Source organism: Azospirillum fermentarium (assembly GCF_025961205.1).
In the GTDB taxonomy this organism is placed as follows: Bacteria; Pseudomonadota; Alphaproteobacteria; order Azospirillales; family Azospirillaceae; genus Azospirillum; species Azospirillum fermentarium.
In genome coordinates this window covers 23,683-45,799 of sequence record NZ_JAOQNH010000003.1, presented here as the reverse complement: position 1 = coordinate 45,799, position 22,117 = coordinate 23,683, and the positions used below count along the sequence as shown (strand labels likewise).

General features: G+C 68.5%; 23 protein-coding genes. 17 read left to right on the top strand and 6 right to left on the bottom strand.

The features are described from left to right. Positions 1 to 10: 10 nt before the first annotated feature. Positions 11 to 1,678: a phenylacetic acid degradation protein PaaN gene (gene paaN / locus M2352_RS20650; protein WP_264666417.1), complete on the bottom strand. Its 1,668-nt coding sequence runs from the start codon at positions 1,676 to 1,678 to the stop codon at positions 11 to 13. Positions 1,679 to 2,057: 379 nt separating this feature from the next. Between paaN and M2352_RS20645 the strand changes: the two genes are divergently transcribed. The 3 genes from M2352_RS20645 (at position 2,058) to paaX (ending at position 5,246) form a co-directional block, all read left to right on the top strand. Further along, positions 2,058 to 3,086 (top strand): hypothetical protein, encoded by a 1,029-nt coding sequence (locus M2352_RS20645; protein ID WP_264666416.1) that lies wholly within the window; start codon positions 2,058 to 2,060, stop codon positions 3,084 to 3,086. Between the two features lie 89 nt (positions 3,087 to 3,175). After that, on the top strand, positions 3,176 to 4,198 hold the full coding sequence (locus M2352_RS20640; RefSeq protein ID WP_264666415.1) for a 2Fe-2S iron-sulfur cluster-binding protein: 1,023 nt from the start codon (positions 3,176 to 3,178) through the stop codon (positions 4,196 to 4,198). An 85-nt stretch (positions 4,199 to 4,283) separates the two neighbouring features. Next, complete coding sequence (gene paaX / locus M2352_RS20635) at positions 4,284 to 5,246, top strand: phenylacetic acid degradation operon negative regulatory protein PaaX (RefSeq protein WP_264666414.1); 963 nt, start codon at positions 4,284 to 4,286, stop codon at positions 5,244 to 5,246. Here the strand turns inward: paaX and M2352_RS20630 are convergent, their stop codons facing one another. Further along, complete coding sequence (locus M2352_RS20630) at positions 5,247 to 5,870, bottom strand: phenylacetic acid degradation protein PaaY (protein WP_264666413.1); 624 nt, start codon at positions 5,868 to 5,870, stop codon at positions 5,247 to 5,249. Between the two features lie 97 nt (positions 5,871 to 5,967). Between M2352_RS20630 and M2352_RS20625 the strand changes: the two genes are divergently transcribed. Beyond that, a complete protein-coding gene (locus tag M2352_RS20625) occupies positions 5,968 to 6,789 on the top strand; it encodes an IclR family transcriptional regulator (RefSeq protein WP_319802058.1) in 822 nt (273 codons plus the stop codon). A gap of 10 nt (positions 6,790 to 6,799) precedes the next feature. Here the strand turns inward: M2352_RS20625 and M2352_RS20620 are convergent, their stop codons facing one another. Next, complete coding sequence (locus M2352_RS20620; protein WP_264666411.1) at positions 6,800 to 7,501, bottom strand: SDR family oxidoreductase; 702 nt, start codon at positions 7,499 to 7,501, stop codon at positions 6,800 to 6,802. Between the two features lie 188 nt (positions 7,502 to 7,689). On the opposite strand from M2352_RS20620, the gene M2352_RS20615 reads away from it, so the two are divergent. Next, positions 7,690 to 8,727, top strand: a complete 1,038-nt coding sequence (locus M2352_RS20615) for a sensor domain-containing diguanylate cyclase (RefSeq protein ID WP_264666410.1) — start codon at positions 7,690 to 7,692, stop codon at positions 8,725 to 8,727. A 13-nt stretch (positions 8,728 to 8,740) separates the two neighbouring features. On the opposite strand, the gene M2352_RS20610 is transcribed toward M2352_RS20615, so the two are convergent. Then, positions 8,741 to 9,631 carry a MurR/RpiR family transcriptional regulator gene (locus M2352_RS20610; protein WP_264666409.1) on the bottom strand — a complete coding sequence of 297 codons (891 nt, stop codon included), beginning with the start codon at positions 9,629 to 9,631 and terminating at the stop codon, positions 8,741 to 8,743. 191 nt (positions 9,632 to 9,822) lie between these two features. Here M2352_RS20610 and M2352_RS20605 point away from each other — a divergent pair, with 191 nt between their 5' ends. The 5 genes from M2352_RS20605 to M2352_RS20585 are packed head-to-tail and all read left to right on the top strand — an operon-like array spanning position 9,823 to position 13,956. Next, complete coding sequence (locus tag M2352_RS20605) at positions 9,823 to 10,623, top strand: transporter substrate-binding domain-containing protein (protein WP_264666408.1); 801 nt, start codon at positions 9,823 to 9,825, stop codon at positions 10,621 to 10,623. Between the two features lie 30 nt (positions 10,624 to 10,653). After that, positions 10,654 to 11,325, top strand: a complete 672-nt coding sequence (locus M2352_RS20600) for an amino acid ABC transporter permease (protein ID WP_264666407.1) — start codon at positions 10,654 to 10,656, stop codon at positions 11,323 to 11,325. Beyond that, a complete protein-coding gene (locus tag M2352_RS20595; RefSeq protein ID WP_264666406.1) occupies positions 11,318 to 11,971 on the top strand; it encodes an amino acid ABC transporter permease in 654 nt (217 codons plus the stop codon). The genes M2352_RS20600 and M2352_RS20595 overlap by 8 nt, the downstream gene beginning before the upstream one ends. Then, the gene (locus M2352_RS20590; RefSeq protein ID WP_319802057.1) at positions 11,958 to 12,704 is read left to right on the top strand and encodes an amino acid ABC transporter ATP-binding protein; all 747 of its coding nucleotides are present in this window, start codon (positions 11,958 to 11,960) and stop codon (positions 12,702 to 12,704) included. Before M2352_RS20595 ends, M2352_RS20590 begins: the two co-directional genes overlap by 14 nt. 16 nt (positions 12,705 to 12,720) lie before the next feature. Further along, on the top strand, positions 12,721 to 13,956 hold the full coding sequence (locus tag M2352_RS20585; RefSeq protein WP_264666405.1) for an allantoate amidohydrolase: 1,236 nt from the start codon (positions 12,721 to 12,723) through the stop codon (positions 13,954 to 13,956). A 9-nt stretch (positions 13,957 to 13,965) separates the two neighbouring features. On the opposite strand, the gene M2352_RS20580 is transcribed toward M2352_RS20585, so the two are convergent. Next, positions 13,966 to 14,217 (bottom strand): hypothetical protein, encoded by a 252-nt coding sequence (locus tag M2352_RS20580; protein ID WP_264666404.1) that lies wholly within the window; start codon positions 14,215 to 14,217, stop codon positions 13,966 to 13,968. A 280-nt stretch (positions 14,218 to 14,497) separates the two neighbouring features. Here M2352_RS20580 and M2352_RS20575 point away from each other — a divergent pair, with 280 nt between their 5' ends. From M2352_RS20575 to M2352_RS20565, 3 genes are all read left to right on the top strand, one after another. Continuing rightward, entirely contained in the window at positions 14,498 to 15,055 is a 558-nt protein-coding gene (locus M2352_RS20575) for a septal ring lytic transglycosylase RlpA family protein (RefSeq protein WP_264666403.1), read from the top strand. 160 nt (positions 15,056 to 15,215) lie between these two features. Further along, positions 15,216 to 15,347 carry a hypothetical protein gene (locus M2352_RS20570; protein WP_264666402.1) on the top strand — a complete coding sequence of 44 codons (132 nt, stop codon included), beginning with the start codon at positions 15,216 to 15,218 and terminating at the stop codon, positions 15,345 to 15,347. Positions 15,348 to 15,398: 51 nt separating this feature from the next. Next, the gene (locus M2352_RS20565; RefSeq protein ID WP_264666401.1) at positions 15,399 to 15,539 is read left to right on the top strand and encodes a hypothetical protein; all 141 of its coding nucleotides are present in this window, start codon (positions 15,399 to 15,401) and stop codon (positions 15,537 to 15,539) included. A gap of 227 nt (positions 15,540 to 15,766) precedes the next feature. On the opposite strand, the gene M2352_RS20560 is transcribed toward M2352_RS20565, so the two are convergent. Beyond that, the gene (locus M2352_RS20560; protein WP_454464571.1) at positions 15,767 to 16,192 is read right to left on the bottom strand and encodes a MerR family transcriptional regulator; all 426 of its coding nucleotides are present in this window, start codon (positions 16,190 to 16,192) and stop codon (positions 15,767 to 15,769) included. A gap of 171 nt (positions 16,193 to 16,363) precedes the next feature. Between M2352_RS20560 and M2352_RS20555 the strand changes: the two genes are divergently transcribed. From M2352_RS20555 to M2352_RS20540, 4 genes are all read left to right on the top strand, one after another. Next, positions 16,364 to 18,613, top strand: coding sequence for a heavy metal translocating P-type ATPase (locus M2352_RS20555; protein ID WP_264666400.1), 2,250 nt, complete (start codon positions 16,364 to 16,366; stop codon positions 18,611 to 18,613). A gap of 223 nt (positions 18,614 to 18,836) precedes the next feature. Next, a complete protein-coding gene (locus M2352_RS20550) occupies positions 18,837 to 19,964 on the top strand; it encodes an ISAs1 family transposase (protein ID WP_264663417.1) in 1,128 nt (375 codons plus the stop codon). 84 nt (positions 19,965 to 20,048) lie between these two features. Next, the gene (locus tag M2352_RS20545) at positions 20,049 to 21,254 is read left to right on the top strand and encodes a putative DNA modification/repair radical SAM protein (protein ID WP_264666399.1); all 1,206 of its coding nucleotides are present in this window, start codon (positions 20,049 to 20,051) and stop codon (positions 21,252 to 21,254) included. An 18-nt stretch (positions 21,255 to 21,272) separates the two neighbouring features. Then, complete coding sequence (locus M2352_RS20540; RefSeq protein ID WP_264666398.1) at positions 21,273 to 22,115, top strand: TIGR03915 family putative DNA repair protein; 843 nt, start codon at positions 21,273 to 21,275, stop codon at positions 22,113 to 22,115. The last annotated feature ends 2 nt before the right edge of the window (positions 22,116 to 22,117 follow it).

The window sequence follows — 22,117 nt, the reverse complement described above, 5'->3', positions numbered from 1 at the left end:
GGCATGGCCCTCACACATGGAACCGGCGCTGCACGACGCAGAAGCGGTTGGCGACGAAGGCGGCGTTGGAATAGGAGGCGTTGGCCGCCGGGTTGCCGCCGGTGCCGTGGTAGTCGGAATAGGCCGCCGACTGGTTGACGAACACACCGCCGGTCAGGTTGATGGACAGCGCCACCTTGGCCCGGCACGACACCTCGGTCATGGCATCGAGGAAGGCGTCGTTGCTGGAATAGACGCCCAGCGTCAGCGCCCCGTGGGTGGCGATGATGCGCTCGGCCAGCTGCGCCGAGGCCGCGGTGCCCGCGGTCTTGACGATGAAGCTGATGGGGCCGAAACGCTCCTCCATGTAAAGCGCCTCGTCGGCGGCATCGCAGGCCAGCAGGACCGGCGTGCGCACCGCGGCCTTGGGGAACTCGGGGTTTTCCAGCCGTTCGGAGGCCAGGATCACGCGGCCCAGTTTGCCGGCGTTGGCGTCGTCGGTGCGGCCCAGCGTGTCGGCGGACTGGATGGCGCCCAGCACGGCGTGCGCCACCTCGGGCTTGGACAGCAGGCCGCTGATGGCCTTGGCGAGGTCGGTGCACACCTCGTCATAGCTCTTCGGCCCCTGGTCGGTGGCGATGCCGCCGGCGGGAACCAGGATGGCCTGGGACGTGGTGCACATCTGGCCGGAATAGAGCGACAGGGTAAACGCGATGTTGCGCAGCATCCCCTTGTAGTCGGCGGTGCTGTCGATGACGATGGTGTTGACCCCCGCCAGTTCGGCATAGACCGACGCCTGCCGGCAGTTGTCCAGCAGCCACTGGCCGAACACGTTGCTGCCGGTGAAATCCACCGACTTCACCGCCGGGCGGGTGACCAGATCCTGGGTCGCCTTGCGGTCCTTGGCCACGCACAGGGTGACGAGGTTGGGGTCCAGCCCGTTTTCGGCCAGCACCTCGCGCAGGATGCGCACGGTCAGCGCTGCGGGCAGGATGGCGTTGCTGTGGGGCTTCACGATCACCGGGTTGCCGGTGGCGAGTGCGGCGAACAGCCCCGGATAGGTGTTCCAGGTGGGGAAGGTGCCGCAGCCGACCACCACCGCCACGCCGCGCCCGACGATGCGGTACTGCTTGGTCATCACCAGCGGCGGGTTCTTGCCCTGGGGCTTTTCCCAGCGCGCCTCGGCGGGGATGGCGCTCTGCTCGATCCAGGCATAGGCCACGGCTTCGAGCCCGCGGTCCTGGGCGTGCGGGCCGCCGGCCTGGAACGCCATCATCCAGCCCTGCCCCGTCGTCATCATCACCGCGTGCGCGATGGCAAAGCTCTGGCGGTTCAGCCGGTCCAGCATCTCCAGACACACGCCGGTGCGCCCGGCCGCACCGATGGCTTCCCATCCGGCCATGGCCTTCTGCGCGGCGGCGATCAGCGCGTCGGTGTCGCACACCGGGTATTCGACGCCGAGGTCGATGCCATAGGGCGAACGCTCGCCCCCCAGCCAGCCCTGCTGCCCCGGCTGGTCCAGCGCGAAGCGGGCGCCCAGCAGGGCGTCGAACGCCGCCTTGCCATCTGCGGCTGCGGTTTCGCCATAGGCCCGCGGGCTGGGGGCTTCGCTGTAGGGGGACCAGTAGCCGCGGCTGCGCACCGCATCCACCGCGGCGTCCAGCGTGGCCCGGTGCTTTTCAAACATCGGGTGGGTCATGAGCTTCATCCTCCTCGAAACGCCGCCTGGGGCACGAAGGCCGCTCCAGCCACGGCGACATCATTCGCTTGATGCCGGTTTTTCTGCATTGCGTGTATCATGTTAAGCGAATGAGCCGCAAGCCGGTTTTTTGGAATGAATTCTGTCTTCGCACTCAAACATGAATTAAAACAATAAATTAGCTCATAAATTTTGCGGTTGCGGGATGAAGTTTCCGCATTTCGGAATGGGTTCCCGGACTCATTTTTTGATTTATGATACGTTTTTGCGTTGACTGCCGTTCAGATACGTATCATATCTCAGCGGGACGGCAGCCGGCGCGGCTGGCCCTCCACACCCCCAAACAAACGGCACAATCAAACGATCGGGAGGATTCCCCATGGCATCCGTTAAGGAACGCCTGTCCAACACGATGGAATTTCCGCCGGAAACCCCGCAGCCGAACATCTATCCCCTGTCCTGGCACTGCCACACGGAAAAGCTTCAGGAAGTGTGGGAAGCGTCCCTTCGTGAAAACTGGGATCCGGAAAAGCTCCCCTGGGACACGCTGGACGTCGAGAGCTACACCTGGGAAGAGCGCGAGGCCATCGCCTATTGGTGGACGTTGCTGTCGGTGTTCGACGCGTCGGCCCCGCCGGTGTTCGCCGAGGCGCTGATCAAGACCTACGAGGTCCACGAGGAAGATCCGGTCCGCAAGTGCTTCTTCTCCGTCACCCGTGACGAGCAGAACCACGAGATCATGTGCGGTCTGGCGATCACCAAGCTCCTGGCCCACCCCGATCCGCTGACCTACGAGCCCAAGACCGAGCTGGGCAAACGGCTGCAGAAGAATGCCAAGTGGCTGTACTTCAACGGCGGCCGCTACTGGTCGGGCTACAAGCAGGCGGTGCCGAAGTACGATCTGGCGGTGCTGTTCAGCTCGTTCCTGATGGGCGAGATCGCGGCGGCGACCATCTTCAAGCAGATGTTCGACAACTCCCGCGAGGCGGTGTTCAAGGAGGCCTTCCGCAACATCGGGCGTGACGAGGGCCGTCACATGGCCATCTGCATGGCCGTGATGGAACGCGACTATCCCAAGATGGGGCCGGAAAACAAGGCGGTGGTGACCAAGCAGATCCGCGCCGGCTACCTGTTCCTGTCCGCCGTGCTGTTCGAGCCGCCGATGGATTTCTGGGATCTGCCGGACGATTTCATCACCAACCAGCGCGAAGCGGAAGAGATCGCCCGCTCCGCCGGCTTCGGCATCCCCACCTATGAAGCCAAGAAGGAAAACTGGCGCAACGCGATCCTGAACCTCAAGGGGGTTCTGGACCGCTACAACATCCCCTTCCCCGCCATCCCCGAAGTGGGCATCACCGGCGAGGAAATCTCCGACACCGCCATGGAAGACATCATCCCCGTCTTCTAAGGCCCGGTGCTGTTGACGGGCGCCGGCCGTCCCCCGCGGGCGGCCGGCGCCCACCCGTGAAGTCCCCGATTGCGGATGAAAGAGAAGCCATGGCGCGAATTGTGATGCAGCCCTCGGGCAAGGCGGTGGAGTGCAAGAGCGGCGACACCGTTCTGGCGGCCCTGGAAAAGGCGGGCTACGCGCTCCCCAACAACTGCCGTGCCGGTGCCTGCGGGGAATGCAAGGTCAAGGTTCGGTCGGGACAGTTCGACCAGGGCATGGTCCTGGACATGGCGCTGACGCAGGAGGAGCGCCGCAACGGCTATGGCCTGATGTGCATGGCCAAGCCGATCTCCGACGAGCTGGTCATCGAATGGGGGACCGAGGACGCCCGGCCCAAGCTGTTCCCGCCCCGCGAGAACGTGCTGTTCGTGGTGGTGGAAAAGCGCCCCGTGGCCGCCCGCGTGGTGGAATTGCGCCTGCGCCCCGTGGGCCAGCCGATCCGCTACTGGCCGGGCCAGTACGTGACCCTGGGCGATCCGCGCAACGGCGTGCCGGCGCGGGCATATTCCATCGCCAACGCCCCGCGGGTCGATGGGGAGATTGTGCTGCAGGTGGCGCGGGCCGAGGGCGGGGTCACCAGCACCTGGGTTCACGACAGCCTGAACGTGGGCGATGCGGTCAAGCTGTGCGGCGCCTACGGCACCTTCATCGGCGATCCGTCGGTGGACACGCCGGTCCTGTGCCTGGCCGCCGGCACCGGTCTGGCCCCGATCCTGTCGCTGGCCGAAGCGGCGCTGCGCCGCGGTTACCGCCGCCCGGTGATCCTGATGTATTCCGCCCGCACGCGCGATGACGTCTATGGGCTGGGCATGATGGCGTGGTGGCGCACCAAGCACCGCAATTTCGACTACAAGATCACGCTGACCCGCGAAACGGCGGAAGGCTATCTGAACGGGCGCATCGACACGCTGCTGCCCGGCCTGTTCACCGACCTGTCCAAGCACACCGTGTTCGCCGCCGGCAGCCCCGAATTCGTGGAGAGTTGCGTCGGTGCCGCCAAGGCGCTGGGGGCACGCAAGGAGCTGATCCACACCGAGGGCTTCTTCGCCCAGCAGCAGCCCGTCGGCTGAAGCCGGTTGCCCCCCCGTGGCAAAGCTTTTATCTCATACCGGCGGCAGCGGCGGCATGTCCCTGCCGATGGTTCGGGAAGCGCCCATGGACAGCGTCATTGACCAGCATCTGAACGACATCCGCCAGCAAAAGACCCTGCAGACCGGCTCGCTCATCGTGTCGCTGTTCGGGGATGCGGTGCTGCCGCGGGGCGGGGGCATCTGGCTGGGCAGCCTGATCCGCCTGCTGGAGCCGCTGGGCATGAACGAACGGCTGGTGCGCACCGCCGTGTTCCGGCTGGTCAAGGAAGGCTGGCTGGAGACCGAGACCCACGGGCGGCGGTCCAACTACCGCCTCACCGCCTCGGGCCGCCGCCGGTTCGAGGACGCGTCCCGCCACATCTACGCCTCCAACGCCCCCACCTGGGACCGGCGGTGGCGGCTGATCCTGGTGGTGGGCGACATCGAGCCCAAGGACCGCGAACAGTTGCGCCGCGCCCTGTTCTGGCAGGGGTTCGGCGCGCTGGGGAACCAATGCTTCGTCCATCCCGGCGCCGATCTGGCGGCAGCGCTCGACACGCTGGCCGCCGACGGGATGGAAGAGCACCTGAAACAGCTCATGCCGCTGATGGCCGCCGACATCCGCTCAGGATTGGCCGCCGGCAACGCCGATCTGGTGGCCCGCGCGTGGGATCTGAGCGGGCTGGCCGGCGATTACCGGGCGTTCGTCGATACCTACCGCCCGCTGCTGGACGGCATGCGCCACGAGCGGCACGACGAACGGATGGCGGAAAGCGCCTTTCTGCTGCGGGTGCTGCTGATCCACGATTACCGCCGGCTGCTGCTGCGCGACCCCGAACTGCCCGACGTGCTGCTGCCCGCCGGCTGGCCGGGGCACGAGGCGCGCCTGCTGTGCAAGGACATCTACCGCCGCCTGTGGGCGCCGTCGGAATCCCATCTGGACCATCACATGCGGCTGGCCGACGACACGGTGCCGGCCCCCGACCCGCACATGCCGCCACGGTTCGCCGACGATGATTCGCTGCGGACCGTGGCTGCCGCCGTTTGATTACTCCGGCTTTGCGGCGCGGGCGGTGGACAGGGGTTCGTACCCGTCCAGCGCCATGCGCCGGCGGTCCGGCTCGACCACGGTCAGCGCCTGGGTTTCCACCAGGGTGGCCAGGCTGCGGCGGGCCAGATCGTGATAGACGCGGGTGCCGTCGGTCTTCCACGCCACCTCCCCGTCGGTCAGGGTGCGCACCAGCTTGGCCGGGGTGCCGGCCATCAGGGCGCGCGGCGGCACAACCATCCCGGCCTTGACGAAGGCGCAGGCGGCGACGATCGCCGATTCCCCCACGGTGGCGTTGTCCATGACGACGGCGTTCATGCCGACCATGGCGTTGCGCCCGATGCGGCAGCCGTGCAGAACGGCACCGTGGCCGATGTGGCCGTCCTCCTCCACCACCGTGTCGGTGCCGGGAAAGCCGTGCATGACGCAGGTGTCCTGCAGATTGGCGCCCCGTTCCAGGATCAGCCGTCCGAAATCGCCGCGCATCACCGCGCACGGCCCCACATAGCACCCCGGCCCGACGATCACGTCGCCGATCAGAACCGCGGCGGGGTGGACGTAAGCGGTGGGATCGACCACCGGCACGATGCCGTCGATGGCGAAGACGCGGGGGGGCTGGGTCATCGTCTGCCTTCTGAAAATGCAGGGAAATTGAGCGGAAGGACGGAACGGCGGTAGCATACCGCGGTTCATCCATTTAGAATACATTCCTGATTAGTGAATGAGAACGGGGCAGCAGATGACGGACGCGGGCGACGGAAAACACGGTGTCCAATCCCTGGAGATCGGCATGACGATCCTGCGGGCCATGGTGAAGGGACACCGCTCCATGATGCTGAAGGACATCGCCGCCGCCGCCGGCATGACGGCCCCCAAGGTCCACCGCTATCTGGTCAGTCTGGTGCGCGCCGGGCTGGTGGAGCAGGATCCGCTGACCTCGCGCTACGATCTGGGGCCGTTCGCGCTGCGCATGGGGCTGGTGGCCATCGACCGGATGGACCGGCTGCGCTTCGGGCTGGCCGCCATCGCCGAATTGCGCGACCGCGTCAACGAAACCACGGCCCTGGCCATCTGGGGCGACATGGGGCCGGTGATCGTGCGGTGGGAGCGTCCACGCCGCCCCGTCACCGTCAACGTGATGACGGGGGTGCCGCTGCGGCTGCTGAATTCGGCGGCGGGGCGGGCGTTCGCCGCGTGGCTGCCCAAGGCGCGCACCAACGCCATGATCGCACAGGAACTGAAGACGCTGAAACTGCCCGAGGGGCTGCGCACCCGGGCCGGGGTCGATGCCCTGCTGGCCTCCATCCGCGAGGCCGGCATCGCCGCCATTTCCGACGGCTATTTCGCGTCGGGGGTGGAGGCCATGGCTGCACCCGTCTTCAACTTCAAGGACGAGGTGACCATGGCCCTGGTGGTGGTGGGGGTGAAGGACACCATCGACCTGTCCCCCCAGGGAGCGCTGGCGGCGGACCTGCGCGCCGCCGCCCACACCCTGTCGGAACGGCTGGGATCGTCCCTGCCCGGTCCCGAGCCGGTTTCCTGACCCGCCCGGATCAGACCGACCGCATCAGCCCGCCATCGACCCGGATGCTCTGGCCGGTAATGTAGGCGGCCCCCGGCGACGCCAGGAACGCGATGGTGGCGGCGATCTCATCGCTGGTGCCGTACCGGCCCATGGGCACGGTCTGGCGCCGTTCTTCCGTGGCGGGCAGGCTGTCGATCCAGCCGGGCAGCACGTTGTTCATCCGCACGTTGTCGGCGGCATACTGGTCGGCGAACAGCTTGGTGTAGGCCGCCAACCCCGCCCGCGCCACCGCCGAGGTGGGGAACATCGGGCTGGGCTCCGCCACCCAGGCGGTGGAGATGTTGACGATGGCACCCCCCTTCTGCGCCACCATCACCGGGGCCACCAGCCGCACCGCCCGCACGACGTTGAGGAAATAGACCTCGAACCCGCGGTGCCACTCCTCGTCCGTCAGATCCAGCAACGGGCCGCGGGGGCCGTGGCCGGCGCTGTTGACCAGCGCGTCGATGCGGCCCCAGCGTTCCACCGTTTCATCCACCAGACGTTTCAGATCGTCGTTGGACTGGTTCGAGCCGGTGACGCCGATGCCGCCCAAACCCTCCGCCAGCGCCTTGCCCTTGCCGGACGACGACAGGACCGCGACCTTGAAGCCGTCGGCGGCCAGACGGCGCGCCGCCTGCGCCCCCATGCCGCTGCCGGCAGCGGTCAGAACGGCAACTTTCTCTCCCATGGCTTGCATCCTTTCCGTGTGCGCGTCTGGCGTTACGGTGACGGATGAAACAAACATTGATCCATACCGCCACTCTCAGGACCAGAGATCATAAAGGGAAATCCAATCGGAAATAATATTTTGATGTCACGCTTGACAACAACGCTGACCGGGATTGTATCTTACCCACATTTGAAAAGGGGGGAATTATGCCGGCCCAACTGCTCGACCAAATTTCCAGCACGCTGGCGTCCGCTCAGACGATCGAGCAGTTGACGCGCCCCTTGCTGGAACTGCTGGAACTGATCACGGGGCTGGAGAGCACCTATCTGACCCGCATCGACCTGGAAGCCGGCGTCCAGACCATCATCTTCTCCCGCAACAGCCACACCATGCAGATCCCCGAGGGGCTGTCGGTGCCGTGGAACGACACGCTGTGCAAGCGGGCGCTGGCCGAAGGGCGGTTCTACACCACCGATGTCACCGCCTGCTGGGGGGATTCCGATGCGGCACGCGGACTGGGCATCCGCACCTACGTCAGCACCCCCGTCTATCTGGGCAGCGACGTGCTGTACGGCACGCTGTGCGCCGCCAGCACCCAGATCCAGCCCCTGACGCCGGAAGGGCAGAATATCCTGCGGCTTTTCTCGATCCTGATCGCCCAGCACATCGAGCGCGAACACCTGCTGGAACGGCTGCAGCGGACCAACGCGGCGCTGGAGGCGGATTCGTCCACCGACGCCCTGACCGGCCTGCCCAACCGGCGCTTCGTGATGGCGGAGCTGGAACGGCTGTTCGCGCTGGCCCGGCGCACGGGCCAGCGGGTGATGGTCGCCTTCATCGACCTGGACGGGTTCAAGGCGATCAACGACACCCACGGCCACGACGCGGGCGATGCGTTTCTGGTGGAGGTCGGGCGCCGGCTGTCCGCCGGTCTGCGGGCCGGCGACGTGCTGGGCCGGCTGGGCGGGGACGAGTTCATCATCGTCGGCCTGACCAGCCCCGCCGAGGAAAAAAACGGGTTTTCCACCGTGGAGCGGGTGCACCAGCGGCTGACCCCGCTGATCCGCGGCCGTTTCGCGCTGGGGGCCTGCATCCTGGACTATCCGGGGGCCAGCGTCGGCGTGGTCACCGCCGACCCCGTCACCGCCACCCCGGACGAGGCGGTGCGCAACGCCGACGCCCAGATGTACCTGAACAAGAAGCTGCGGCGGGACAACGCCACCCGCACCGCCGCCCACGCCTGACCCGCCGTCTTTTTCATACCTCCCCCAGGTCCTCGTGCAGCGCCTCGATCAGGCGGATGCGGTCGCGGCCCGCGGGTCCGCTCAGGCGGATCAGCTCGGCGGTCAGGGCGTGGATCACCGCCACCGCCGCCGTGTGGTTGTCCAGCGCCGTCAGGCTGCGGGTGTGGCAGTGGAGCGTCATGGGCGGCTCCAGGATTTCCAGCGGCGTGTGGCTGTCGGTCAGCAGCGCCAGCGGCAGCACGCGGGCTTCCGCCGTCTTCAGCAGCCGGACCACCGCGGGGCTGCGCCGGCGGATCGCCACCACGAACAGCAGGTCGTCCCGGCCGACGTCGGCCAGCGCCTCCCCCCACGTTTCCCCCGCCGCGGTCAGGGTGTGGACCTCGCCGCGGAACTGGATGAACTGCCAGCGGGCGTAGCCGGCCAGAAAGGCGCTGTTGCGCTGGCCGCACACCCACACCCGCCGGGCTCCGGCCAGCGCCGCCGCCACCGCGGCGATGCGTTCGGGGCCGCACAGCCGGGCGGTGGCGGCAATGGCGTCGATGCTGGAACGGAAATGCGCCTCCGGCCCCGGCGGCTCATTCCCCGCGTGCGTCCCGGCACCGCCGCCGGGGGCTGATTTGCCCAGCAGATAGAGCGGCGAGCCGGACTCCGCCGCCCCGCGCGAGGCCAGCCGCGCCTCTTCGAAGCCGGCATAGCCCAGCCGCCGCACCAGCCGCGAGACCGTCATCTTGGACACCCCGGCCAAAGCCGCCAGTTCGGTGGCGCTGTAGGCCGCCACCTCCCCCGGACGGTCCAGAATCACGTCGGCCAGCGCCCGTTCCAGCCGGGTCAGGTCGCCATAATGCCGGCGGATGCGCGCCGTCAGCCCGCCATCCGGGCGTATGCCCAAATTCTCATCAGTCATCTGATTGCCCATTATGCAGACAGCGGGACGGGAAAAATGTTACACGTAGAACATGGCTTGGTGATTGACGGTATAAGCGTAACATTTCAGGACTCTACGGCAAGGGGAACGATGCCGCGGGCGGCTGGCACGGCGCTTGTAAAGAGGGGGATCGGGCAACGCCCCATCCCCATCCGGTACAGGAGAGTTTCATGTCGCTGCGCACGTTGATGAAAGCGTTCGGTCTGGTGATCGGTGTGACCGCCGGGGCCGCCGTGATGGCATCGCCCGCGGCCCGCGCCGACGCGCTGGACAGCATCGTCAAGCAGGGCGTGCTCAAGGTCGCGGTGCCGCAGGATTTTCCCCCCTTCGGTTCGGTCGGCATCGACATGAAGCCGCAGGGCTATGATATCGACGCCGCCGCCCTGATCGCCAAGGATTTGGGGGTTAAGCTGGAACTGGTGCCGGTGTCCAGCAGCAACCGCATCCCCTATCTGACCACCGGCAAGGCCGACCTCATCATCTCCAGCCTGGGCAAGAACGCGGAGCGGGAAAAGGTCATCGACTTCTCGGTCGCCTACGCCCCCTTCTTCAACGGCGTGTTCGGCCCGCCGGACGTGAAGGCCGACGGCCCGGCGGCGCTGGACGGCCGCAAGGTCGGTGTCACCCGCGGGTCGGTGGAGGACATCGAACTCAGCAAGATCGTCGGCGACAAGGTGACGGTCAACCGTTACGAGGATAACAACGGCACCATCTCGGCGTTCCTGTCGGGTCAGGTGGAGCTGGTTGCGACCGGCAACGTGGTGGCCGCCGCCATCCTGGCCAGGAACCCGCCGCGCAAGCCCGAGATGAAGTTCCTGATCAAAAATTCCCCCTGCTTCGTCGGGCTGAACAAGGGCGAAACGGCGCTGCTGGAACGGGTGAATGCCGCCATCACCAAGGCCAAGGCCGACGGCTCGCTGAACCGGATCGCGGAAAAGTGGCTGAAGGCGCCGCTGCCGGCGGACCTGTAACGGCGCGCGCGTCAGGAAAGGCCGCCGCCCATGGCATACCGGTTCGATTTCTCGTCGGTGTGGGATTACACGCCGGTCCTGGCCCACGGCCTTGCCCTGACCGTCGCCCTGACGGCGGCCAGCACGGCCATGGGCATCGCGGTGGGGGTGGCGGGGGCGGCGGCCCGCACCGCTCCCCACCCCCTTCCCCGCCGGCTGGCGGCGGTCTATGTGGAGGCCATCCGCAACACGCCCTTTCTGGTGCAGCTGTTCTTCGTGTTCTTCGGCCTGCCGTCGCTGGGCATCAAGCTGGCGGAATGGCAGGCGGCGCTGCTGGCGATGACCATCAACCTCGGCGCCTATTCCACCGAGATCATCCGCGCCGGCATCGACGCCACCCCCCGCGGCCAGGTGGAGGCGGGCGAAAGCCTGGCCATGAGCCGGGCGCAGATCTTCCGCCACGTGATCCTGGTGCCGGCCCTGACGAAGATCTGGCCGGCGCTGTCCAGCCAGGTGGTGATCGTGATGCTGGGGTCGTCGGTCTGTTCCCAGATCGCGGCGGAGGAGCTGAGCTTCGCCGCCAATTTCATCCAGTCGCGCAACTTCCGCCCGTTCGAGGTCTATTTCGTGGCGACGGCGCTCTATCTGGCGCTGGCCGTCGCCACCCGCTGGACGCTGGGCCGCATCGGGGCCGCCGCGTTCGGGAGACGCCGCCATGGTTGATTTCACCCTGTGGGACATCGTGTCCAATCTGGCGCTGGCCGCCCGCTGGACCGTGCTGTTGTCGCTGGTGGCGTTCGTGTGCGGCGGGCTGGTGGGGCTGGCGGTGACGCTGCTGCGGGTTGCCCCCGTGCCGGCCCTGCGCCGGGCCGCCGTGCTCTACATCGAGCTGTTCCAGGGCACGCCGCTGCTGATGCAGCTTTTCGTGATTTTCTTCGCCCTGCCGCTGGCGGGGGTGGAAACCACGCCGTGGGCGGCGGCGGCGGCGGCGCTGACTCTGTTCACCAGCGCCTATCTGGCGGAAATCTGGCGCGGCTGCGTCGATGCCGCCCCGCGCGGCCAGTGGGAGGCGTCGGCAGCGCTCGCCATGAGCTACGGCCAGCAGATGCGTTATGTCATCCTGCCGCAGGCGCTGCGGCTGGCGGTGCCGCCGACGGTGGGGTTTTCGGTGCAGGTGATCAAGGGCACCGCCGTCACCTCCATCATCGGCTTCGTCGAACTGACCAAGGCCGGGACCATGATCGTCAACGCCACGTTCCAGCCATTCCTGGTCTATGGGCTGGTGGGGCTGTTCTATTTCGTGATGTGCTACCCGCTGTCGGTGGCGGCCAAGCGTCTGGAAAGGAATCTGGTCAATGTCGCACGCTAATCCGCTGGTCAAGCTGCACGGCATCCGCAAATCCTATGGCCCGCTGGAGGTGCTGAAGGGCATCGACCTGCGCGTGGCCGAGGGGGAGGTGGTGGCGATGATCGGGCGCAGCGGTTCCGGCAAAAGCACGTTGCTGCGCACCATCAACGGGCTGGAACGCATCGACGGCGGTTCCATCGAGGTGGGCGGGGCGGCGGTGGACGCCGGGCAGACGGACCTGCGGGCACTCCGGCTTCAGGTCGGCATGGTGTTCCAGCAGTTCAACCTGTTCCCCCACCTGACCGCCGGGCGCAACGTCATGCTGGCCCCCACCGTGGTCAAGAAACAGTCGAAGAAAGAGGTGGAGGAGATCGCCCGCGACGCCCTGGCCCGCGTCGGTCTGGCCGACAAGTTCGACTCCTACCCCGACCAATTGTCGGGCGGGCAGCAGCAGCGGGTCGCCATCGCGCGGTCGCTGGCCATGCGGCCCAAGGTGCTGCTGTGCGACGAGATCACCTCGGCCCTCGACCCCGAACTGGTGAGCGAGGTGCTGGCGGTGGTACGCACACTGGCCGAGGACGGCATGACCCTGATCCTGGTCACCCACGAGATGCGCTTTGCGCGTGAGGTGTGCGACACGCTGGTGTTCATGCACGGCGGGCGCATCGCCGAACACGGGGCGCCGGAAACGGTGTTCACCCGCCCCCAGACCCCCGAACTGGCCCAGTTCATCGGCATGATCGGGCAGGCGTGAACGGAGGAGGCGTGAGATGAGCACCCCCCTGGACGGCGCCACCCTGCTGGAGCGGGCCGACGCGCTGGCCGCCATCACCGCCGGCCCCGGCCTGACCCGGCTGTACCTGACCGACGAACACCGCCGTGCCAACGCGCTGGTGGGGCATTGGATGGCGGAGGCCGGCATGGCCGTGCGCACCGACGCCGTGGGCAACATCATCGGACGGTACGAGGGGGACGCCCCCGGCGCCCCGGCGCTGCTGCTGGGGTCGCATCTGGACACCGTGCGGGACGCCGGGCGGTACGACGGCATGCTGGGGGTGCTGACCGCCATCGCCTGCGTGGGCGATCTGCACCGCCGGGGCCGCCGCCTGCCCTGTGCCGTGGAGGTGATCGGCTTCGGCGACGAGGAGGGCACGCGGTTCCAGAGCACCCTGATCGGGTCCAAGGCGGTGGCCGGCATGCTCGATCCCGCGGCCCTGGCGGCGGTGGACGCCGCCGGGGTGACGCTGGCCCGGGCGCTGACCGATTGGGGGCTGGACCCGGCGCGCATCGGCGACGCCGCCCGCCGGCCCGGCGAGATCCTCGCCTATGCCGAGTTGCACATCGAACAGGGGCCGGTGCTGGAATCCCTGGATCAGCCGGTCGGGGTGGTGACCGCCATCGCCGGGGCGGTGCGGCTGTCGGTGACGGTGGGGGGCACCGCCGGCCACGCCGGCACCGTGCCCATGGGCCTGCGCCGCGACGCGCTGGCCGCGGCGGCGGAGATGGTGCTGGCGGTGGAGGAGGAGTGCGCCGCCCGCCCGCCGGTGGTGGGCACCGTGGGCCGCATCGCCGCCGCACCGGGGGCCGTCAACGTCATTCCCGGCCAGACGGTGTTCACCGTGGACCTGCGTTCGGAACGGGACGGCGACCGCGACGCCGCCCTGGCCGCCACGCGGGCCCGGTTCGACGCCATCGCCGCCCGCCGCGGGGTGACGCTGGCCGTCACCCGTACCCACGCCGCCCCGGCGGTGGCCTGTTCCCCCGCCCTCATCGCACAGATGGCCGGGGCCGCGGTGGCCGAGGGATTCACCGCCCAGCGCCTGCCCAGCGGGGCCGGCCACGACGCCATGGCCATGGCCGCCCTGTGCCCGGTGGGGATGCTGTTCGTGCGCTGCCGCGGCGGCATCAGCCACAACCCCGCCGAATCCATCACCGCCGCCGACGCCGAGGCCGGCGCCCGCACCCTGCTGCGGTTCATCGAGGGGTTCCGCCCGGCGGCGGCGTAAGGGGAATGGTCAGGCGGCGGGCTTGCGCGGCAGCCGCCCGGCCAGGGCGACCTGGAGGACTTTCGACTGCTCCTCAAGCCGCCCCTCCACACGGGCGACACGCTCGCCAAGGTGCCGGAACTCCGCATGGATCGCCTTGAACTCGGCGGTGACCTCGGCACGGAACGCGGCCTGCTCATCACGGAACGCGGCCTGAACGGCGCTTTCCGTCTCGATCCGCTCCACCAGCCTGGCAAGGACAGCCTTCAGCTCGTCATCCATGGCACCGGATTCCCCCTGGTTTCATCAAGGATTCCTCCATCACGGGGTCTTGTCAACACATCACCCCCACCCGCCATATACGGCGCCTATACGCCGCCCACGCCGGGGCCGCATCGCATTTATATCCCCCGCCGCTCCATGATCCCCCCATGCCGCCCGCTCCCCCTGGAACGGACGATACCTTGATCGTGGAGACGACGGATGTCCGATCTTCTGATGCTTGTGCCGGCCGCCGGCCTCTTCGCCGCGGCCATTTCCTGGCAGAGCTGGGTGTAAGTCCATGCTCCGCACCTTCTCCGCTTCGGTGGCGTGTGCCTTTTTGGCCGGCTGCACCGTTTCCCCTGCCCCCGATGGCACCCCGATCGCTGTCGCCGGGACGGCAGCCACGCCCACCACCGTCCATCGACAGCCGCCCGGCGGCACCGCCCCGCGGACGGTGGCGCTGTCAGGTCTCGCGTCCTGGTACGGGCCGCATCATCAGGGACGCCGCACGGCCAGCGGCGCGCGCTTTGATATGCGGGAGCGGACAGCCGCTCACCCGGCGTTGCCGATGGGCACCCGATTGCAGGTGTCCGATCCAGCCTCCGGGCGCAGCGTCCTTGTCACCGTGAACGACCGTGGCCCCCATGTCCCCGGCCGTATAATCGACCTTTCCTGGCGGGCGGCCCACGACCTCGGCATCACGGATGCGGGGATCGTGATGGTCAGGCTGGACGTGCTGCCCCCGGTGTCCGTCGCCCCGGCCACGCGGACACGGGCGAAGAAGGCTCCGCCAGCCCGCCCGGATGGGGAAACGGCTGTGCCGCTGCTCATGGCGGAACAGAAAGCCCCCGATTGACCGCCCACCGGTCTGATGGCGGCACGCCGCCATATACCCCGCCTATATTTCCGGCACCGGACGCGCCCAATCGCTTTTATATGCGGAGCGGGTGTTTTCTGGGGGCGTCTGGACGAGACTCCTTTCTCACGAGGATTCCATGCGGAAGAAACGGCCCCCCATGGCTTTCTTGCCCGATGACGAGCCGCCTCCGTCGGGGGGCCGGATGATCGTGGAGATCCTGGCGATGATCGCCGCCAGCCTGGCGTTCGTCCTGATGATGGAGTGGCTGGCCCGTTTCCTGGGGGCATGAACGGTGCGGCGCCGGGGCTTTGCCCAGCGCCCAAAGGCCGGAGGGAAGACCGTGATCGTCGATTACATTCTCGGCGGCCTCGTGCTGCTGCTGTTCTACGGCTATCTGCTGGAACTCTTCCTGCGGCGCCGGGCCGGGCGGAACCGGCGTCCGCCGAAACGGAACGGGGGCGCGGGGCCGCGCATTCCGTAAAGCCCCGCCCCGGCATATATCCCGCCTGTATAAAACGAGATATCGGCCCGTACGCCAGAAGACTTGGGACACGCTGCCCGAGATAATTTTTTGGAAATGAATAGGTTTTCCAAAATTTTAGAGCGCCTGCTGCCGCACGGGCAAGAAATGAATGCAGACGAAACCGAGCGGCGGAGATTCTCTCCCTGCCGTCACCCTGCATACGAAAACACCTCAGGGGTGGGGCGTCAGTGCGCCTCGTGCTGGCACAGGGCGTGGTCGGCCAGCACCTCGATCACGCGGCAGGTGCGCACCTGCCCCTGGGCGCAGTGGTCCAGCATGCCGTGCACCTCGGCGCGCAGCGCCTGCAGCCGCTCGATCTTGGAATCGATGTCGGCCAGGTGGGCGCGGGCCAGTTCGTCCGCTTCCCCGCAGGGGCGGGCGGGGTCGCCGGCCAGCATCAGAAGCTGGCGGATCGCGTCGATCTCGAACCCAAGCTCGCGGGCGTGGCGGATGAAGCGCAGCCGGCGGACCATGGCGGCGTCGTACAGGCGCCGGTTGCTCCCCGTGCGCGGCGCTTCGGGCAGCAGGCCGATGCTCTCGTAGTAGCGGATGGTGGGAACCTTCACCTGCGTCTGCGCGGCCAGTTCCCCGATGGACAACAGCTTGGTCACCGCCCCTCCTCCTGCCTTCGCCATGCCCCCGTCACAGGAGACTGTAGGCCCGCCCCGCCCCGCGGACAAGGAGCGGCCCGATCGGCCGGGGGGACGGATTTTTCCTCTTGATCCTCCAGTGGCTGGAGGATGTAGCCAGGAGTCCGGTGAACACTCCGACGGGGAACGGTCATGACGGACCCATCGCAACAGACACGCTACCGGATCGAGGGCATGGACTGCGCGTCCTGCGCGGCCAAAATCAACACCGCCGTCCGGCGTGTGGCCGGGGTGGAGGAGGTGTCGGTTTCCGTCACCGCCGGCACCATGACCGTCCACCACGCCCCCGAGGGCATACCGGACGAGGCCATCACCCGTACGGTGACGGGGCTGGGCTACCGCATCGCCCCGCTTCCCTCCGCGGTGCCCGCGCCCAGCGCCGAATCCTGTGGGGCCGCGTGCGGCTGCGGACACGGGGATGAGCACGGGCATACCCACGATCACGATCATGGACACGATCATGGGCACGGGCACGGGCACGGCCATGACCACGCACACGCCCATGACCATGGTCCCTCGACGGGGCCGTGGTGGCGGTCGGGCAAGGGGCGGCTGACCATCGCCAGCGGGGCGGCGGTGGCCGTGGCCTATGGTGCGGGAAAGCTGGTGCCGGCGGCGGAGTTGTGGCTGTTCGCCGCCGCCCTGCTGGTGGGGCTGGTGCCCATCGCCCGCCGCGCCTTTGCCGCGGCACGGGCGGGCACGCCCTTTTCCATCGAGATGCTGATGACCATCGCCGCCACCGGTGCGGTGGTCATCGGCGCCACCGAGGAGGCCGCCGCCGTGGTCTTCCTCTTTCTCATCGGCGAACTGCTGGAGGGGGTGGCCGCCGGCAAGGCGCGCGCCGGCATCCAGTCGCTGGCCGCCCTGGTGCCCAAGACCGCGCTGGTGGAACGGGACGGCAAAACCGAGGAGATCCCGGCGGACCGGCTGGCCGTCGGGGCGGTGATCCTGGTGCGGCCCGGCGACCGCATCCCCGCCGACGGCACCATCCTCACCGGCGACGGCGCCATCGACGAGGCCCCCGTCACCGGCGAGAGCACACCCGTACGCAAGGGGCCGGGCGCCCCCGTCTTCGCCGGCACGGTGAACGGGGAAGCAGCCCTGCGCATCCACGTGACCGCGGCGGCGTCCGACAACACCATCGCCCGCATCGTCCGGCTGGTGGAGGAGGCACAGGAAAGCAAGGCCCCCACCGAACGGCTGATCGACCGCTTCTCGCGCTATTACACCCCCGCCGTGGTCGTCATCGCCACCCTGACCGCCGTGGTTCCGCCGCTGCTGCTGGGCGGGGATTGGGGGGACTGGGTTTACAAGGGATTGGCGATCCTGCTGATCGGCTGCCCCTGCGCCCTGGTGATCTCCACCCCCGCGGCCATCGCCGCCGGCCTGTCGGCGGGCGCGCGGCGGGGGCTGCTGATGAAGGGGGGGGCGGTGCTGGAACGCATCGGCGCCATCACCGCCGCCGCCTTCGACAAGACCGGCACCCTGACCCGCGGCACGCCGCAGGTGACCGACGTGGTGGCCTTCGCCCGCCCCGCCGAAGAGGTGCTGGCCCTGGCCGCCGCGCTGGAGACGGGATCGAGCCACCCGCTGGCCAAGGCGATCCTGAGCCGCGCCGCCGAAACCGGGCGGGCCGTGCCGCCGGTCCTGGATGCCGCCGCCGTGGGGGGCAAGGGGGTGACCGGCACCGTCGGCGGCACCGCGCTGTTCCTCGGCTCCGGCGCCGCCGCCGCCGAGCGCGCCGCCCTGACGCCGGAGCAGACCACCCGCATCGCCGCCCTGCACGACGCGGGCAAGACCGTCTCGGTCCTTGTCGCCGACGGCGTGGCGGCCGGCTGCATCGCCCTGCGCGACGAGCCGCGCGCCGACGCCCTGGCCGGGCTGCGGGCGCTGGAAGCGGCCGGGGTCAAGACCATCATGCTGACCGGCGACAACGAACGCACCGCATCGGCCATCGGCACGCAGTTGGGCATCGGCGTGCGGGCCGGGCTGCTGCCCGCCGACAAGCAGCGCATCGTCGGCGAGTTGAAGCGGGACGGCCTGACCGTGGCGAAGATCGGCGACGGCATCAACGACGCCCCGGCCCTGGCCGCCGCCGACGTGGGCATCGCCATGGGCGGCGGCACCGACGTGGCGCTGGAAACCGCCGACGCCGCGGTGCTGCACGGGCGGGTCGGCGACGTGGCCGCCATGGTCGCCCTGTCGCGCCGGACCATGGCCAACATCCGCCAGAACATCGCCATGGCGCTGGGGCTGAAGGCGGTGTTCCTGGTCACCACCATCGCCGGCGTCACCGGCCTGTGGCCCGCCATCCTGGCCGACACCGGGGCAACGGTCATCGTCACCATGAATGCCTTGCGGTTGCTGCGCGCAGACCGTTGAAAGAGGCCGCCCACGAGGATGTCCCCCTCCCCCGCCCCTGGCCGGTCCACGCCGCCGGTTCCACATCCTCCAGCCCCACGGCGCAGATCCAGCCCGTTTGCCAGGGCCGGGTGGCCGGAACCGGGGGCGTGGCCAGGGGAATCGCATTTGAGAAAAGACGGTAGCGCGGCGCTCTGAAAAGGATTCTGTAGGGAAGCTCTGACTGTCAGAGGAGGAGCCCCCGATGTCGTGGTACGCCAAAGTGTTTGCCGCATTACCAGACCCTCGCACTGGGAACGCCAAGCGGCACGACCTCCTTGAGGTTCTCGCGATCGCGCTGACGGCGTCGATCTGCGGGGCTGAGAGCTGTTCGGACTATGCCGATTTTGCGGTGGATCGGGAGGCTTTGTTCCGGGACTTCTTGCGGCTGGAGAACGGGATTCCGAGCCACGATACATTCTCGCGGATCTTCCGGCTTCTCGATCCGGCCGCCTTTGCGGCGTGCTTCGGGCGGTTTCTGGACGAACTGGGGGCGGCAGGCGCGGGCGTGCTCGCCATCGACGGCAAGACGCTACGCCGCTCCTTCGACGACGCGGCGCGCGCCAACCCGCTGGCGGTGGTCACGGCGTTCGCCTCGGCCACGCGCGTGGTGGTGGGCCAGCAGAGCTTCCGGGTGGCCGAGGGCGACAGCGAGATCGTGGCGGCGCGGGCCTTGCTGGGATGCATGGACCTGACGGGATGGCTGGTGACCGCCGACGCCATCCATTGCCAAATGGACACCGCGCGCATCATTCGCGACCAAGGGGGCGACTACCTTCTGCGGCTCAAGGCCAACCACCCCGCCCTGCATGGCATGGTGGTGGACTATTTCGCCGATCCGCTGACGCTGGCCGAATTGAATACGTACGAAACCACCGATGCTGATCACGGCCGTATCGAGACCCGCCGGGCTTGGGTCAGCCACGACCTGAGTTGGCTGCGCGGTCCCAAGTCGGCTTGCTCGGAGCCGGTTCTGCTCCCCGACATGGCCTGCCTGGGCATGATCGAGGCCGCCATCGAACGCAATGGCAAAACCACCGTCACCCGCCACTATCACCTCGCCTCGCGACCGCTTGGCGCCGAAGAGTACCTCAACGCCGCTCGGGCACACTGGTCGGTGGAGAACGGCCTCCATTGGGTTCTCGACGTTACCTTCGACGAGGACCGCGCCAGAAACCGAAAGGATCACGGCCCGGAAAACCTCGCTACCCTGCGCAAGCTCGCCCTCAACGTCCTCAACCGCGCCCGACCTGACGTCTCCGTCCGCCGTAAGCGAAAACGCTCAGGATGGTCCGACGACTTCGCAAGATCCATCCTTGGGCAAATGCGATGACCCTGGGGGCGTGGCCGTTCCCTCTTGAAGATGGAACAATTAGGGAACATACTGCCCCCCGCCCATAGGTGAGGGGGTAGAACGATGGACCTGCGCCGAAAGCTGGAAATCCTGGCCGATGCCGCCAAGTACGATGCCTCCTGCGCGTCCAGCGGGGGACAGAAGCGCGATGCGCTGTCGGGGGGCATCGGGTCCACCACCGGCATGGGCATCTGCCATTCCTTCGCCCCCGACGGGCGGTGCATCGCGCTGTTGAAGATCCTGCTGACCAACGTCTGCGTCTTCGACTGCCTCTATTGCGTCAACCGCCGCTCCAGCAACGTGCCGCGCGCCCGCTTCACGGTGGACGAGGTGGTGCGGCTGACGCTGGGCTTCTACAAGCGCAACATGATCGAGGGGCTGTTCCTCAGCTCCGGCATTGTCCGCACCCCCGACCACACCATGGAGGAGCTGGTGCGGGTGGTGCGGTGCCTGCGGCTCGACCACGGGTTCCGCGGCTACATCCATCTGAAGACCATCGCCGAAGCCTCGCCTGAACTGGTGGAGGAGGCGGGGCGCTACGCCGACCGGCTCAGCGTCAACATGGAACTGCCGACCGAGCAGGGGCTGGCCGCGCTGGCGCCCGAGAAGGGGCTGCCGGCCATCCGCCGCTCCATGGGCCATCTGCACCGCCGCATCGAAGAGACGCTGGCCGAACGGCGCGCCCCGCGCTTCGCACCCGCCGGGCAAAGCACCCAGATGATCGTCGGCGCCGACGGGGCCGACGACCGCACGCTCTTGCGGACCAGCGACACGCTGTACCGGCGGTTCCGGCTGAAGCGGGTCTATTACTCCGCCTTCAGCCCCATCCCCGACACCAGCCACGCCCTGCCGTCCAAGGCGCCGCCGCTGGTGCGCGAGCACCGGCTGTACCAGGCCGACTGGCTGCTGCGCTTCTACGGCTTCGGGGTGGAGGAGATCGGCGGCGATGGCGGCATGCTGGATCTGGACATCGACCCCAAGCTGGCCTGGGCGCTTGCCCACCGCGACCGTTTCCCCGTGGATCTCAACGCCGCCCCGCGGGAGATGCTGCTGCGGGTGCCGGGGCTGGGGGTGAAGACGGTGGACCGGCTGATCGACAGCCGCCGCCACCGCCGCCTGCGGCTGGACGATCTGGGGCGGATGCGGGTGCCGCTGCGCACGCTGACCCCCTTCGTCGTCACGGCGGACCACCGCCCCACCCGCCTGCTGGACCGGGACCATCTGCGCAGCCTGCTGGCCCCGCCGCCGGAACAACTGAGCCTGTTCTGAAAACCGGGAGAACGCCCCATGCCCGAGATCACCCTGGCCCACCCCGCCGACGTGGACGGGTGGCGCACCGCCGCCCGCCGGCTGCTGGCCCACGGGGTGCCGCCGGTGTCCGTCACCTGGACCGTGGCTGGCGAGCAGCCGGCCCTGTTTGCCGGCGATCCCGCCGATACCCTGCCGGCGGACACCCCCGCCACCGCGGTGCGGGTGCCGCGGCGGTTCGTGGAGCTGGCCGATCTCGCCCTGTGCCACAGCGACCCGGAGCGCTTCGCCCTGCTCTACGGCCTGCTGTGGCGGGTCAACCGCGGCGAGCGGGAGGTGCTGAACGACCCCGCCGATCCGCTGGTCCGCCGGGTGGAAAGCCTGGAACGCGCCGTGCGGCGGGAGATCCACCACATGCACGCCTTCGTCCGCTTCCGTCAGGTGGAAACCCCCGAGGCGGGGGAGGACGGCCCCTATGTGGCGTGGTTCGAGCCGGCCCACCCCGTGGTGGAGGCGGCGGTCCCGTTCTTCGTGCGCCGCTTCACCGCCATGCGCTGGTCGATCCTGACGCCGCTGCGCTGCGCTCATTGGGATGGGACGGACATGAGCTTTTCCCCCGGCGTCCAGCGCAGCGCCGCCCCGGACGGTGACGCGCTGGACGATCTGTGGCGCACCTATTACGCCGCCACCTTCAACCCGGCGCGGGTCAACCCGGCGGTGCTGCAGACCAACATGCCCAAGCGCTATTGGGAGAACCTGCCCGAAGCCGCCCTGATCCCCGAACTGGTGAAGGGGGCGGCGGACCGCACCCGCCGCATGGTGGACGCCGCCCCCACCGCCCCGTCCCGCTTCGGTCAGGCGGTGGCGCGGCGGCGGGGGTGACG